The organism is Qipengyuania sp. HL-TH1, assembly GCF_036365825.1.
GTDB lineage: Bacteria > Pseudomonadota > Alphaproteobacteria > Sphingomonadales > Sphingomonadaceae > Qipengyuania > Qipengyuania profunda.
In genome coordinates, this window is the sequence record NZ_CP142675.1 from 1758589 (window position 1) to 1773610 (window position 15022).

Annotated in this window: 11 protein-coding genes; 7 read left to right on the plus strand and 4 right to left on the minus strand. The window is 63.8% G+C overall.

The window, feature by feature from the left end; all coding sequences use genetic code 11:
• Positions 1-175: 175 nt before the first annotated feature.
• A complete protein-coding gene (locus VWN43_RS09260; protein WP_320181958.1) occupies positions 176-2869 on the minus strand; it encodes a TonB-dependent receptor in 2694 nt (897 codons plus the stop codon).
• Positions 2870-3127: 258 nt separating this feature from the next.
• On the opposite strand from VWN43_RS09260, the gene typA reads away from it, so the two are divergent.
• From typA to VWN43_RS09275, 3 genes are all read left to right on the plus strand, one after another.
• Positions 3128-4945 carry a translational GTPase TypA gene (typA, locus tag VWN43_RS09265; RefSeq protein WP_253523229.1) on the plus strand — a complete coding sequence of 606 codons (1818 nt, stop codon included), beginning with the start codon at positions 3128-3130 and terminating at the stop codon, positions 4943-4945.
• Positions 4946-5168: 223 nt separating this feature from the next.
• Entirely contained in the window at positions 5169-6365 is a 1197-nt protein-coding gene (locus VWN43_RS09270) for a hypothetical protein (protein WP_320181957.1), read from the plus strand.
• Entirely contained in the window at positions 6362-7870 is a 1509-nt protein-coding gene (locus VWN43_RS09275) for an N-acetylmuramoyl-L-alanine amidase (RefSeq protein ID WP_320181956.1), read from the plus strand. Before VWN43_RS09270 ends, VWN43_RS09275 begins: the two co-directional genes overlap by 4 nt.
• A gap of 113 nt (positions 7871-7983) precedes the next feature.
• Here VWN43_RS09275 and VWN43_RS09280 read toward each other — a convergent pair whose 3' ends face one another.
• Complete coding sequence (locus tag VWN43_RS09280; protein WP_253523224.1) at positions 7984-8829, minus strand: outer membrane protein; 846 nt, start codon at positions 8827-8829, stop codon at positions 7984-7986.
• Positions 8830-9031: 202 nt separating this feature from the next.
• Here VWN43_RS09280 and putP point away from each other — a divergent pair, with 202 nt between their 5' ends.
• From putP to VWN43_RS09300, 4 genes are all read left to right on the plus strand, one after another.
• Positions 9032-10513: a sodium/proline symporter PutP gene (putP, locus tag VWN43_RS09285; protein ID WP_320181955.1), complete on the plus strand. Its 1482-nt coding sequence runs from the start codon at positions 9032-9034 to the stop codon at positions 10511-10513.
• Positions 10514-10553: 40 nt separating this feature from the next.
• A complete protein-coding gene (gene ggt / locus VWN43_RS09290) occupies positions 10554-12350 on the plus strand; it encodes a gamma-glutamyltransferase (protein ID WP_320181954.1) in 1797 nt (598 codons plus the stop codon).
• 24 nt (positions 12351-12374) lie between these two features.
• Positions 12375-12746, plus strand: a complete 372-nt coding sequence (locus VWN43_RS09295) for a VOC family protein (RefSeq protein ID WP_320181953.1) — start codon at positions 12375-12377, stop codon at positions 12744-12746.
• A 216-nt stretch (positions 12747-12962) separates the two neighbouring features.
• Positions 12963-13496, plus strand: a complete 534-nt coding sequence (locus VWN43_RS09300) for an extensin family protein (protein WP_320181952.1) — start codon at positions 12963-12965, stop codon at positions 13494-13496.
• A 21-nt stretch (positions 13497-13517) separates the two neighbouring features.
• Here VWN43_RS09300 and VWN43_RS09305 read toward each other — a convergent pair whose 3' ends face one another.
• Together VWN43_RS09305 and VWN43_RS09310 are read right to left on the minus strand one after the other, a co-directional pair.
• Positions 13518-14024, minus strand: a complete 507-nt coding sequence (locus tag VWN43_RS09305) for a response regulator transcription factor (RefSeq protein WP_320181951.1) — start codon at positions 14022-14024, stop codon at positions 13518-13520.
• A 247-nt stretch (positions 14025-14271) separates the two neighbouring features.
• Entirely contained in the window at positions 14272-15021 is a 750-nt protein-coding gene (locus VWN43_RS09310) for a proteasome-type protease (RefSeq protein WP_320181950.1), read from the minus strand.
• Position 15022 lies beyond the last annotated feature (1 nt).

A 15022-nucleotide genomic window follows, 5' to 3' on the forward strand; every position in this document is an offset into this window, starting at 1 on the left:
TCGCACCCATCGTGCGATAGAACGTCGCGAATTGCGGCCCGGCGGCAATGCTCGGGGGTTAGCCCCCGCGGCGCGAATGGCGACGGGCATGGCATGACCCTCGCCGAGCTACACGCTTCAGGCAAAGAAAAGGGGGCCCGCAGGCCCCCTTCCCTTTTCTAGATGCCGGCTTCGATCAGAAGCGGAACCTTGCGGCCACGCCGTAGGTGCGCGGCTGGTTCGGGTAACCCGAGATCGCCTGCCCCTGCGCCACTGCGGGGAAGACCGTGGTCAGGTACCGGTCGTCGAGCAGGTTGCGGCCCCACACGGTCAGTTCCAGCCCCATGTCGAAGGCATAGGTGAACGATGCGTTGAGGCTGTTGACCTCGCGCTTGAAGGCAGCGGCCGCGGCGCGGGCCGGACCGAAGTCGCGTTCACCGGTGGCCGGATCAACCACGATGTAGTTGGTCAGGCCGTCAACCATCTGCACCGGCGACGAGTAGGAGAAATCGCCGCGCAGGATGACACGATCACCGCGCGAGTTGATTTCCTTGTTGTACTGCGCGCCGAAGACGGCGGACAGTTCGGGCACGCCGGCAACCGGTTCACCCGAAAGATCACCCACGGGCGAAGCGACGAAGTTATCGTACTGCGCATCGAGATAGGTCATCGCGACGCTCAGCGTCAGCGCATCGCTGGCGTAGAACTGGCCGTCGAATTCGACCCCGAAGGTTTCCTGCTTGCCGGCATTCGACAGGATGAAGGACGTACCCGTGAAGGTGTTCGCCTGGAAATCCTCGATCGACTGCTGGAAGAAGGTCAGGTTCGCCGCAGCACGGCTCCAGTTACCCTTGATGCCGACTTCGTAGACTTCCGAATTCTCGGCATTGGCGAAACGGGTACCCGGACGCAGGTTGGTGACCGCGAGGTCCTGCGCCTGCAGCGCGGCGAAGTCGGCCGGCAGCGGACGGCTGTCGCGCGACAGGTTGAAGCTCGGTGCCTTGTAGCCGGTCGCCCAGCTGGCATAGACGTTGAGCGTGGGCGTGACTTCGTAAGCCAGGCGGACGTTCCAGCTCCAGTCGTCGTCATTGGTCGAGCAGTCCTCAACCGCGTTCGGGCAGTTCTGCATCGGCGGCAGGAACTGGAACGGGGTCAGTGCCAGCAGCGGGTTCACCGCGGGGTTGGCATCGTTGGCATCGGCGAAGGCCTGCACGCCCGCCGAAACCTGGCCGAAGGCGGCCGGGTTGGCACCGGCGAAGGCGCCGATTTCAGCCTGGCTGGCCGGACGGCCGAGGCCGAGCAGCGTGCCGACCTGCGTGGCGAGACCCTGCGCGAAGATCGCGGTGTTACCCGAGGCCACCAGGTCGATGTTCGAGAACACATCGGTGCTCGTCGAATTGGTGACGATCTGCTTCTTGTCCTTGGTGTAGTTCGCACCCAGCGTGAGGACGAGACGATCGGTGATCTCGAAATCGACATTGCCGAAGATCGAGAACGCTTCATTGTCCTGAACGATGTTGTTGAAGAAGCCCTGGCCTTCGGCAAAGAACTGGCCGGTGTAATCGGTGCCGTTCAGCGCCGAGAGCGTGGCTTCGAGCGTATTGACATTCTGCGTGCCCCCGGTCGCACCCTGCAGCAGCAGGTCGGCGAAGGGACGGAAGCCGGGACCAAAAACGATCTGGTCCGACGTATCGACGCGTTCGTCGAAGTAATAGCCGCCGATCAGGAAGTTGAACGGGCCGTCGAAATCCGAGGCAATCCGCAGTTCCTGGGTGAAGGTTTCGATATCGGCATCGCCGATATTCGCCCCGCTCACCGCCGGAAGGCTGGTGAAGTCGACGTCCTGGTCGGCGCCGAGCTTGGTCTTGCGATAGGCGGTGATCGAGGTCAGCCCCAGCGCGCCGAAGTCGTAATCGATCTGGCCCGAGATGCCGTAGTTCTCGACGTTGTTGATCGGATCGACGTCGGTGAACACGACATCGCCATCGGGATTGTTGCGGAAATCGTTGACCTGGCCGCCGAGCAGCTGGATCGCACCGATTTCGGCCGAGGTCGCCACGTTGAGTACGCCGCAGCAGCGCTCTTCGATCTTGTCGTAATCGCCGATTACGCGGACGCGCAGCGGGCCGCCATTGTCGAACAGCAGCTGGCCGCGGGTGAACCAGCGGTCGCGGTCGTTGATGTCGTCGCCATTGACGCCATTGGTCAGGTAGCCGTCCCGCTTGTTGATGCCGCCGCCCGCGCTGAAGGCGACCGAATCGCTGATCGGGCCGGTGACGAAACCTTTGACGACCATCGCGTCGTAATTGCCGTAGCTGGCTTCGACCATGCCGCCGAAATCGAACTGCGGTTCCTTGGTGACGATCGAGATCACGCCGGCGCTGGCGTTTTTGCCGAACAGCGTCGACTGCGGGCCGCGCAGCACTTCGACGCGCTGGATGTCGGGAAGATCGGAAATCTGCGACACCGCGCGGCTGCGATAGACGCCGTCGACGAACATCGCGACCGAGGGCTCGAGACCGATGTTGTTGCCATCGGTGCCGAAGCCGCGAACCGAATAGCTAGTCGCGAACGAGCTCTGGTTCTGGCTGACGCGCAGCGAGGGGACCAGCGTGGCGAGATCGGCGACGTCGCGAATCTGGGCCTGCTCGATCGCTTCGGAGGTGGTCACGCTGACCGCGACGGGGGTTTCCTGCAGCGTCTGCTCGCGCTTGGTCGCGGTGACGATGATCACATTGCCGCTGGCGGGAGCGGCGATATCGGTATCGTCGGCCTGGATGTCAGCGTCGGCGTCCTGCGCCTGGGCGGCGGCGGGCAGAACCAGCGCGGCAGCGCCGGCCAGCAAGGCGGTACGAACGGACGCGTGGCGGCCGAAAGTATTGAATTTCATGAAATGTCCTCTTCTCTCAAGACGTCTTTTTGGTCTGCTGCGCAGTCCCCAAATAACGCAGGCGAGCGGCGGATTACCAGACTTGCATGCCCTCTCAAGCGTTTAGCCGACGCGTGACGCAGCGGGGTCCGCGACTGTGCCTTTCGCGTTACACCGCAACGGCTTGTCGCAGTGCAGCATCTAAGCTAGGGGCGCGCCCGAAACGCATCGTGCCGCTCATGCGTTAACGCTACGGCACGCTAACAGAAAGCACATTCCATGTCCCGCGACCTGCGCAACGTGGCGATCATCGCCCACGTCGACCACGGCAAGACAACTCTCGTCGACCAACTTTTCCGTCAATCCGGCACCTTCCGCGAAAACCAGCGCGTCGAAGAACGTGCGATGGATTCGAACGACCTGGAAAAGGAACGCGGGATCACGATTCTCGCCAAGTGCACCAGCGTCGAATGGAACGGCACGCGTATCAATATCGTCGATACGCCGGGCCACGCCGACTTCGGCGCCGAGGTCGAGCGCATCCTCTCGATGGTCGATGGGGTGATCCTGCTGGTCGACAGCGCCGAAGGCCCGATGCCGCAGACCAAGTTCGTCACCGGCAAGGCTCTCGGCCTGGGCCTGCGCCCGATCGTCGTCGTCAACAAGATCGACCGCAGCGATGCCCGCCCGCAGGCGGTGCTCGACGAAGTGTTCGACCTCTTCGCAAGCCTCGATGCGAATGACGACCAGCTCGACTTCCCCAGCCTGTGGGCTTCGGGCCGCGACGGTTACGCCAGCGAAGACGAGCATGCGCGCGAAGGCAATCTGGATGCGCTGTTCAAGCTGATCGTCGACCACGTCCCCGCGCCGGGCCTCGATACCGAAGCCCCGTTCAGCTTCCTCGCGACGCTGCTCGACCGCGACAATTTCATGGGCCGCGTGCTCACTGGCCGCGTCCAGTCGGGCACGGTCAACATCAACGACCCGATCCACGCGCTCGACGCGCAGGGCACTGTCATCGAAGTCGGCCGCGCAACCAAGCTGCTGAGCTTCGACGGCCTCGACCGCGTGCCGGTCGAAAGCGCCGAGGCGGGCGATATCATCGCCATCGCCGGTCTTGAGAAGGCGACCGTTTCGAACACCATCGCCGATCCGCAGATCAAGACGCCGATCGAGGCGCAGCCGATCGATCCGCCGACGCTCGCCATGCGTTTCGCCGTCAACGACAGCCCGCTGGCCGGCCGCGAAGGCAGCAAGGTCACCAGCCGCATGATCCGCGACCGCCTGTATCGCGAAGCGGAAACCAATGTCGCCATCCGCATCACCGAAAGCGCCGACAAGGACAGCTTCGAGGTTGCCGGGCGCGGCGAACTGCAGCTGGGCGTGCTCATCGAAACGATGCGCCGCGAAGGCTTCGAACTCGGCATCAGCCGTCCGCGCGTGCTGTTCCGTGAAGAAAACGGCCAGCGCATGGAGCCGTTCGAAACGGTCGTCATCGACGTCGATGACGAGCATTCGGGCACGGTTGTCGAGAAGATGCAGCGCCGCAAGGCCGAGCTGACCGAAATGCGCCCCAGCGGCCAGGGCAAGACCCGCATCACCTTCTCCGCCCCGTCGCGCGGCCTGATCGGCTATCACGGCGAATTCCTGTCCGACACGCGCGGCACCGGCATCATGAACCGCATCTACGAGAAGTACGACACCTACCGCGGCAAGATCGAAGGCCGCCAGAACGGCGTGCTGATCTCGATGGTGTCCGGCGAAGCCGTACCCTACGCGCTCAACATGCTGGAAGAACGCGGCGAGCTGTTCATCGGCGGCGGCGCGAAGATCTACGAAGGCATCATCATCGGCGAAAACGCCAAGCCGGACGACCTCGAGGTCAACCCGATGAAGTCGAAGCAGCTGACCAACTTCCGTTCGACCGGTAAGGACGATTCGATCCGCCTTACCCCGCCGCGCGTTATGACGCTGGAACAGGCCATCGCCTATATCGACGACGACGAGATGGTCGAAGTGACGCCCGAGAACATCCGCCTGCGCAAGGCGATCCTCGATCCGCACGAGCGCAAGCGCGCGAAGCGTTCGGCCGGGTAATCACCCGCCGACAACTGATGAGATACGAAAGGGGCCGGATGATTTCCGGCCCCTTTTTCGTCCTGCGCCCTGCGCCCGAACGGCCCCTGCGCCAAAATATACAATCAATGCCGGTGCACGCGGCGTAGCCTTGGGGCAACACAAGCCAGACATAAGAACCACCGGATCGCTCACCTACGGCAAGCAAGGCCCGAAAGCCTGCTGCGCTTGCCTTCGTCATCGATTGGGGGATCGAAGCCATGGCTATCTGCCCGTTATCAATGCGGCCCGCACGGTGAACGTCGCCGATCTCAAGGCCGGCGATCTCGATTCGGCAGGCCATCCCGTTCTGCACTTCTATTCGCGCAAGCCACCCGAATATGCGGTCTACCAGACCAGGGAACGCGCGATGGTCCACTTCGCCGACGCGCCCGATGTCTCGGATGAACAACGCAAGGTGCTGGCGCAGCTCGCACCCCTGCGCGGCGAAACCAATGCGCTGATCGACGACTGGCGCGAGAAGCCCGATCGATACCACACGCTGGGCATCATCCCGCGCAGGAACGGCGCGCGCATCCGCCAACGGGCAGCGCGCTACGATCGCCGGATCGGCGATGCGCTCATCGTCGCGCTGGAAGGCGATCTGACCGGCGCCGGTGCCGTGCTGCAGGAGATAAAGGACGACGTCATCGAGGAACGCGTCGGATGGTCGCGCTTCGAATATCTTCTGGTCGCCATCACCATCGCTTTTGCGTTCATCCTGTTCAGCATCCTGTTTGCGGTCCTGACCGTGCCGGATGTCGATGATGCTGCGGCAGCGGCACGCTCCCTGCTGTGCGACACTGAGCTCGACCCGCGGTGTTTTGACGACGCCACCGATCTGTGGCGCGGCGCAATGGCGGGCGCTTTGGGAAGCTTCTTCTCGATCGCCCTCGCCATCCGCGGACGCACCGTCCTGCCGGACCTCAACAAGGTCAACAACTGGATGGATGCCGGCCTGCGCGTCGCGATCGGCATCATCGCAGGGACCGTGCTGGTCGCGCTGGTCGTATCGGACTTCGTCAATCTGCGGATTGGCGAGGCTGCAGGTGAGCTGAACGAGCTATATATCGGCATCGTCGGCTTTGTCGGCGGCTTTGCCGAACGGCTGGTCCCCGACCTGCTGGCACGGGCGGCGGTGCAGGAGGGCGAAAAGCCCGTGCTCCGCAAACCCGAACCCGATCTCGACGCGGCGGGTGCCGCGCCCGCCGGGGCTGCGGTCGGATCGGCACCGGCCGGTGAAGTTGTCGAAGGCGATGTCCCCCCCGACGACGAGACTGAGGACGGCTGCGTCGAGGATCTCGACATCGACGAGGATGACCTCACCCGCGACGAGCACCTGCCCGCTGCATCGGGCGGCGTCGCCCAGCCGGACGATGGACCCGAGGGGACGAAGGGATGAGCTATTCTCTGACATGGCTGCCCGAGGTGCTCGAGCGCGCGGGTCTCAAAGTCGCCGAAACACACGATTGGCGTACCCGCGGGCGCGGTGACATGGGTCCCGTGCGCGGGGTGCTGTGCCACCATACCGCGACCCGCGCGGGCGGTAACATGCCCACGCTCGACATGCTGATACACGGGCGGCCCGACCTCAGGGGCCCGCTGTGCCACCTCGGCCTCGGGCGCGACGGGACCTATTATGTCGTCGCCGCTGGCCGGGCCAACCATGCCGGACCCGGCGCCTGGGAAGGGCTGCGCAATACCGGCAATACGCATCTGATCGGTATCGAGGGCGAAAACGGCGGACGCCCACATGACGACTGGCCCGAAATTCAGATGGATGCCTATCGCCGCGGCGTCGCGGCGATTCTCGATCATATCGGCGCCAAGGCGAACATGTGCCTGGGACACAAGGAATGGGCGCCCGGGCGCAAGCCCGATCCGCTGTTCGACATGTCGCAGTTCCGCTCGCAGGTCGCCGAAATCCTCGCGGGCAAATCGCCCCCGCCGCCGATCGCGGCAAGTGACGACCACGACCGGCCGACCCTGCGCCGGGGAATGCGCTCGGACGCGGTCAAGACGGTTCAGGCGCTGCTCGGCCTGCAGGCCGATGGTATTTTCGGCCCCCGGACCGAAGCGGCAATCCGCGCGTGGCAGCGCACCAATGGGTTGGTGCCCGACGGCATCGTGGGTTCGCGCAGCTGGGAGGTGCTGGATCTTCAGCGCGACGCGCCCGCCAAGCCCCCGCAGACGCCGCCTGCCAAGGACGGCAACAAGGCGAGCGACACGGCGATCATCGATCAGATCGATGCCGGTCTGCTCAAGCTCGCCTTCTCCGAGAACACGCCGCAAGAGCTCGCCCAATGGGTCGAGCCGATCAAGACCGTGTGCCTGCGCTACGGCATCGACACGCGGCGCGAGATCTGCAGCTTCCTCGCCAATATCGCGGTCGAGAGCCGCGGCCTGACCCGCATGACCGAAAGCCTCAATTACAGCGTCGACGGCTTGCTGAGGACCTTCGGCCGCCACCGGATAAGCGAAGCCGACGCACGGCGGCTCGGGCGCAAGCGCGGCGAACGCGGGCTGTCGCTCGCGCGGCAGGAGGAACTGGCCAATTTGCTCTATGGCGGCGAATGGGGGCGCCGCAATCTCGGCAATACCGAACCCGGCGATGGCTGGCGGTTCCGCGGCTACGGGCCCAAGCAGATCACCGGGCGCCACAATTGCACCGAGTTCGGCAAATCCATCGGCATGGCGATCGAGAAAATCCCCGACTACCTGCGCACGCGTGAAGGCGGTTGCATGGGGGCAGGCTGGTACTGGAAGTCGCGCGATCTCGACAAGTTCGCCGCGACCCCCGGGCTCGAGGACGATCGCCGCGCAATCAATGGCGGGCTGCACGGGCTCGATGTGGTGCAGGAACGGTTCGACCGGCTGATGCGCGAACTGGACCGGCGCGGGGTCTGATCGGCAGCATTGAACCGGCAATACCGGACGCGCCACGCAAAGCAAACCTCAGTCCCGATACAAAAAGGGCGGCCACGATGTGACCGCCCTTTCCGTTTGAAGGTATCCGCCGATCAGAAGCGGAAGTTCAGCGTCGTGCGGATCGAATGGATGTTCAGGTTCGGATCCGAGGGGCGAAGAGCGGTTTCACCCGAATCGAGCAGGAACGGATTGGTTGCAGGCGCGGTACCGGCACCCACCAGCACATAGGCATCGTCGTCGTCATAGCGCGAATAGAGATATTCGAGGCCGAACGAGATGTTGTCGGTGAGGTAGAGCTCGCCGCCGGCGCCGATCTGGCCACCCAGCTGCCAATCGTCATCATTCGTCATGGTGAAGGAATTGGCCGTGTTGGTGGTGACGAAATCGTGATCGATATCGGCATAGGCGACGCCGCCCGTGACGTAGAGCAGGCCACGGCCGCTGCCGGGCGAAACGCCGAGGCGACCACGCACAGCGACCGATTTGTCCAGTCCGCGTACGAAGGTGTAGCTCGCCGGGGTGGTGCTGAAACCGGTCGAGTAATCTTCCGATTCCGACAGCGCGCCCTCGACCAACAGGCCGGCAACTACCGGACCATTGCCGATGCGCTGGTCGAAGCCGATGCGGATGCCGTAGCCGTAGCGCGACTTGTCATCGCTGCAGCCGTCGCTGGCTTCCGCGCCATTGGCGGCGCCGTTGCAATAACCGGGGCTGAAAGCATTGGCGCCGGTCGTCGTGATGACCCCGTCGCCATATTCCCCGTCGCCATCGGTGTCGAAGGTGATGCCTTCACCATTTTCATCGTCGATTGCGTCGAGACCGAAGCTACCGCCGACGTAGAAGCCGTCGAAGAAACGGGGTTCTGCATCCTGTGCGAAAGCAGGCTGAGCGAAGGCGCCCGCGAAAATCGCGGTGGCCAGAAATGTCGATTTTTTCATTGAAAATCCTGTTAGTTACGTGGACCCTGTTGCCGGGTAAGACGTTTGCGGAGCCAAGGCGTTCCGGCACCCCGGTGCGATGAAACGCACGTGTCGCATTTTTGCCACAGCGACAATCTCGCGAGGTCCGCCAAATGCCGCGTGAGCGGCGGTTCGGGGCCCCGGTGGCCAGCGCGATTTCCATCTGTTAGATGCCTCGCCCATGCAGACCGGCACCTATATTTCGCTCGCCCTATATTTTGTTCTGATGATCGCGATCGGCCTATGGGCGTGGAAGCGCTCGACCGATACGAGCGAGGGTTATCTGCTCGCCGGACGCAACCTGCCACCTGCGGTCGCCGCACTGAGCGCCGGCGCCTCTGACATGAGCGGCTGGCTGCTGCTCGGCCTGCCCGGCGCGCTCTATGCCAGCGGGCTGGTCGAGGCGTGGATCGGGATCGGGCTGTTCATCGGCGCGCTGGCCAACTGGTTCGTGGTCGCGCCGCGGCTGCGCGCGCAGACCGAAAGCTATGGCAATGCGCTGACGATCCCCGAATTCCTCGCCAATCGCTTTCCCGACAAGGCGGTCGCGCTGCGCGTCATCTCCGCGCTGATCGTGGTGGTGTTTTTCGCGGTCTATACCGCTGCCGGCCTCGTGGGCGGCGGCAAGCTGTTCGAAACCAGTTTTGCCGGCCTGTTCGGGGGTATCGGCATGAGCGATTACATGGTCGGCATCTGGATCACCGCGCTGGTGGTGCTCGCCTATACCATGGTCGGCGGCTTCCTCGCGGTCAGCCTGACCGATTTCGTGCAGGGGCTGATCATGGTCGTCGCACTGGCGGTGATGCCGCTGGTGGTGATGTTCGGCGAAGGCGGCAGCGCGGGCGGGTCGCTGACCGACGTCCCCGTCGAAGGTTTCCTCAGCCTCACCCAAGGCCTCACCCTGCTTGGCTTCATCAGCGCGGTGACCTGGGGGCTCGGCTATTTCGGCCAGCCGCATATCATCGTGCGCTTCATGGCGATCGACACGGTCGAGAAGGTCCGTCCGGCGCGCAACATCGGCATGACCTGGATGGGCGTCGCGCTGCTCGGTTCGATCGGCATCGGCATTGCCGGCCGCGCCTTTACCGAACGCAACGGCATCGTCGTGGACGATCCCGAGACGATCTTCATCGTGCTCGCCAATCTATTGTTCCACCCGCTAATCACCGGCTTCCTGCTGGCGGCGCTGCTCGCCGCGATCATGTCGACGATCAGCTCGCAGCTGCTGGTTGCCTCGAGCTCGCTCACTGAAGATTTCTACAAGCTGTTCTTCCGCCGCCATGCCTCGGAGCGCGAGAGCGTGAATGTCGGACGGATCTGCGTCGCGCTGGTGGCGATTGCCGCGATCGTGATCGCGAGCAATCCCGATAGCGAGGTGCTGGGACTGGTGTCCAACGCCTGGGCAGGCTTCGGCGCGGCCTTTGGTCCGCTGATTATCCTCGCGCTGACCTGGAACAGGATGACCGGCGCCGGCGCAGTCGCAGGCCTGGTCACCGGCGCCGCAGTGGTCGTCGCATGGATTGCGCTGGGCTGGAATGCGGCGCTCCCGGGCATGGACCAGGGCCTCTACGAAATCGTCCCCGGCTTCATCGCTGCCTGGCTCGCCATCTGGCTGGTCAGCAAGGCGACCGCCGGAACCGCAGAGCGCCCCTTGCCAGCCTGACGCGCAGTCGTCACACCGTCTCCCGATTGAGGAGACGAATATGCGAACACTACTGGCGGGCGTAGCCGCCCTCGCCCTGACCGCCATGCCTGCCACCGCGCAGGAGACGGCCGAACAGCCCGCGATCGAACAGCAGATCGGCGCCGGCGGGCGGCCCGTAGGCGCGAATTGGGCACGCAGCCCGGTGATCGCGCAGCACGGCATGGCGGCCACCGCACACCCGCTCGCCACGCAGATCGCGCTCGACGTGCTCAAGGACGGCGGCAGCGCGGTCGATGCGGCCATCGCGGCCAATGCCGCGCTGGGGCTGATGGAACCCACCGGCAATGGCATCGGCGGCGATCTGTTCGCGATCATCTACGACCCCGCGACCGGCAAGCTGCACGGCATAAACGGGTCGGGCCGCAGCCCGCAGGGCCAGACGCTCGACCAGCTGCTCGACAAGCTCGATGGGGCAGACGCCCTGCCGCCCTATGGCGCATTGCCGATCACCGTGCCGGGGACGGTCGATGCCTGGTTCGCGATGCACGAACGCTTCGGCAAGCGGACCATGGCCGAAAACCTGGCGCCGACCATCGGCTATGCCCGCGAAGGCCACCCGATCGCGCCGGTCATCGGCATGTATCTCGCCCGCTCGCTCAAGGCCTATTCGGCGCGCGAGGACCAGTTCGATTTCAGCAATGCGCGCAAGGTGTGGTTCGCCGATGGCGAAGCGCCCGAGGCCGGCGAAATCTTCCGCAATCCGGACCTTGCCGACACGCTCGAGGCGATCGCCCGCGACGGGCGCGATGCCTATTACGACGGCGATCTGACCGATGTGATCGTCGATTACCTGCAGGCGCAGGGCAGCGCCTTCACGCGCGAGGATTTTGCCGCCCACCGCAGCGAATGGGTCGAGCCCGCCTGTGCCGGCTACAAGGATGGGTACGAGCTGTGCGAACTGCCGCCCAACAGCCAAGGCTTTGCCGCGCTGCAGATGGTCAATATCCTCAAGAACATCGACCTGTCGCAATGGGAGCGCGGAAGCCCCGAAGCGTTGCACTACATGGTCGAAGCCAAGCGGCTCGCCTATGCCGATGTCGCGCGCTTCTATGCCGATCCCGACTTCGCCGCCCTTCCCGCCCAATTGCTCGCCGAAGACTATGGCGCCGAACGCTTCAAGCTGATCGATCCGGCCAAGGCGACGCCCGAATTCCAGCCCGGCGAAATCGAAGTCGCGCCCAAGCTCGAGGGTGAAGGCGATACCACCTACCTCACCGTCGTCGATGGCGACGGCATGATGGTCAGCCTCATCCAGTCGAATTATCGCGGTATGGGCGGCGGGCTGGTTGCCCCGGGCACCGGCTTCATGTTCCAGGACCGCGGCGAGCTGTTCAGCCTCGATCCGGCGCATCCCAATGCCTACGAACCCGGCAAGCGGCCCTTCCACACGATCATTCCCGCCTTCGTGAAGAAGGATGGCCAGCCTTATATGACGCTGGGCCTGATGGGCGGCGGCATGCAGCCGCAGGGCCATGTGCAGGTGCTGGTCAATATCGTCGATTACGGCATGAACCTGCAGGAAGCAGGCGATGCCGCGCGCTTCAACCACGACGGCGGGCCGCAGCCGACCGAGGCGTTCGAAGGCCCCGCTGCCGATCCGCTGGGGACATTGTTCGTCGAACCCGGCATTCCGGCAGAAACCATCGCCGCGCTGCGCACCATGGGGCACAAGGTCGAAGTGGTCGACAACGGCATCATGTTCGGCGGCTACCAGGCCATCGCGCGCGACCCCGAGACGGGCGTGCTGACGGGCGCCACCGAAATGCGCAAGGATGGGCAGGCATCGGGATATTGAGGGTCGCCTGAAAAGGAGAACGACATGGCAAAGGTAACCGGACTGGGCGGGGTCTTTTACGTGGTAAAGGACCCTGACGCCACGCGCGCCTGGTACCGCGACGTGCTGGGTATCGGCGGCGAATACGGGCCGCAGCTGGAGTGGTCCGAAGAGACCGGCGACAAACCCTATTCGCTCATCAGCCATTTCAAGGACGATGGCTACATCAAGCCCGGCACCGGCGGCTTCATGGTCAATCTGCGGGTCGACGATTGCGACGCGATGGTCGAGCAGCTGAAGGCCAAGGGGGTCGAGGTGCTCGGCCATGTCGATGAAGGGTATGCCAAGTTCGCCTGGATCCTCGATCCCGACGGGGTCAAGATCGAACTGTGGGAACAGCTCGCCGCACCCGAATAGGCCGCGCCTTCTCCTGGAAAATTGCGCTCCCCTACACATCGTTAGCGAAGAATTAAGGATGTTCGGGAGATAAGCGCGGGTATGCGACCACATCCCGCCTTCTCTCTGCTGCTTCTCCTCAGCCTGGCAGGATGCGGCGTGGTACCTGGCTCCAAGCCCGCAGAAAGGGTCGCGCGGCAGGCAGGGTCCGTCCCTGTCAGCACCGCGCGACCCGAAATGCGCCAGTGCAATGCCGAACTGGGGCAGACCGGCTCGCGCTTTGCCCCGCTGCCCGACAAATTCTACGGCGCCGGTTGTTCGACCACCAACAGCGTCCGGCTCGAACGCGTCGGCGGGGATCACACCGAATTCACCGTGACCAACCTTGGTGCAGTGGCCTGCCCGCTGGCCAACAGCTTTGCCGGCTGGGCGCGCTACGGGGTCGATCGCGCCGCGCAGCAGATCCTCGGCAGCCCGCTCCAGCGGATCGAGACCATGGGCAGCTTTGCCTGCCGCAATGTTGCGGGCAGCGCCCGCCGCAGCGCGCATGCGCGCGCCGAGGCGATCGATGTCGCCGCCTTCGTCCTTGCCGACGGTCGCCGGATTTCGGTTCAGTCGGGGTGGAACGCTTCACGGGACGAGCGTGAATTCCTGCGCGTCATTCACCGCAGCGCCTGCAAGCGGTTCGGCACGGTACTGGGCCCCGACTACAACCGGGCCCATGAGGACCATTTTCACCTGGAATATGGCAGCGGGAACTACTGCCGCTAGGGTTGAGCCGCCGCGCGCCTATTACATCGCAAAGGGCGTATCCTCGTCGAGCTTTGCTTCCAGTCGCAGGCGAACCGCTTGCGCGGAATGATCGGTACCCAGTTTCGACATCAAATTGGCGCGGTGGATTTCCACCGTGCGCGGGCTGATCCCCAATTCGCGCCCGATCATCTTATTGCTGCAGCCCTCGGCCAGCCAGTCGAGCACTTCGCGTTCGCGCGGGGAAAGCATGGCGATCTTGTTGCGCGCTTCGACCATCTTGCGGCGCGCCTGGACATGCGCATCGACATCCTTGCCGATCCGGCCAAGCGCTTCGGCCAGCCGTTCGGGTTTCAGCGGCAGCGCGACATAATCCAGCGCCCCCGCTTTCACCGCATCGACGATGCAGGCTGGCCGGGGTTCACGCGCGGTGGCGATAACCGGTAGCCACACGCCCTTTTGTGCCAGCTCGTTCAGGACCGAAGCGACCCCGCCGTCGGCGGGATCGTCGCGCGCCAGGATCACACCCTGCTCGGGTGGTCGCTGCAAGAATTCGGCGGCGTTGGAATAGGTTTCACAGTGATGGCCAAGTCCAAAACCCAGATGGGCTTGTTCTGCCCGGCCACGACTTGAGCCTCCTACAATATGGAGAATTTGGCGCTCGTTCATTTGGCCTACCTTACGTCTATGACAAAGCCCCCGCCACAAAATATTAGTTAATATAAACGGTCTTATAACACTGCCGCCCTATCTACGAACAGTTCGCAATAGCAATTTGTATATTCGCGACAAAAACCTAGTCTCCGCTTCGGTAAAAACTGTAGTCGGGCAGCGAGTGGAACGCGCTTTTCAGCGCATCGCCCCAACTCGACGAGATTGCCTGGAAATATGGATCGTCATGATTGACCCGGTGTTCGTGCTTCGGTTCGAATACATCGCGTTCGATGACCTGCAGGTCGAGCGGCAGCCCGACCGAGAGATTCGCCTTGAGCGTCGAATCGAAGCTGACCATCAGCAATTTGACCGCATCTTCGAGGCTCATCGTGCGGTCGTAGCCGCGGATGATGATCGGGCGCCCGTATTTGGTCTCGCCGATCTGGAAGAAGGGCGTGTCGTGGCTGGCCTCGATGAAATTGCCTTCGGGATAGACCATGAACAGGCGCGGCTCCATGCCCGCGATCTGCCCCGCGACGATGATCGAGGCGGTGAACCGGCCCCGCCCCTTCACCCCGTTGGCCTCCTGCCGGTCGGCGATGATCGTGCGCAGCAGCTTGCCGATTTCGGTCACGACCTGGAACATGGTCGGCGATTGCAGGATGATGTTGTCGCGCTCGTCGGGTTCTTTCATCCGTTCTTCGAGCTGGCTGATCACTGCCTGCGTGCTGGCGAGATTGCCCGCGGTCATCACCGTGATGATCCGCTCGCCCGGCACATTCCAGGTGAACATCTTGCGAAACACGGAAATGTTGTCGACGCCCGAATTGGTGCGCGTATCGCTCATCAAGACGAGTCCGGTGTCGAGCACCATTCCCACACAATAGGTCATC

What these genes read in the sequence shown, in the direction of transcription:
- VWN43_RS09295 (WP_320181953.1), top strand. Translation starts at nt 12,375, where the DNA reads ATGGCAAAGGTAACCGGACTGGGCGGGGTCTTTTACGTGGTAAAGGAC.
- VWN43_RS09275 (WP_320181956.1), top strand. Translation starts at nt 6,362, where the DNA reads ATGAGCTATTCTCTGACATGGCTGCCCGAGGTGCTCGAGCGCGCGGGT.
- putP (WP_320181955.1), top strand. Translation starts at nt 9,032, where the DNA reads ATGCAGACCGGCACCTATATTTCGCTCGCCCTATATTTTGTTCTGATG.
- VWN43_RS09280 (WP_253523224.1), bottom strand. Translation starts at nt 8,829, where the DNA reads ATGAAAAAATCGACATTTCTGGCCACCGCGATTTTCGCGGGCGCCTTC.
- VWN43_RS09260 (WP_320181958.1), bottom strand. Translation starts at nt 2,869, where the DNA reads ATGAAATTCAATACTTTCGGCCGCCACGCGTCCGTTCGTACCGCCTTG.
- VWN43_RS09310 (WP_320181950.1), bottom strand. Translation starts at nt 15,021, where the DNA reads ATGACCTATTGTGTGGGAATGGTGCTCGACACCGGACTCGTCTTGATG.
- VWN43_RS09300 (WP_320181952.1), top strand. Translation starts at nt 12,963, where the DNA reads ATGCGCCAGTGCAATGCCGAACTGGGGCAGACCGGCTCGCGCTTTGCC.
- typA (WP_253523229.1), top strand. Translation starts at nt 3,128, where the DNA reads ATGTCCCGCGACCTGCGCAACGTGGCGATCATCGCCCACGTCGACCAC.
- ggt (WP_320181954.1), top strand. Translation starts at nt 10,554, where the DNA reads ATGCGAACACTACTGGCGGGCGTAGCCGCCCTCGCCCTGACCGCCATG.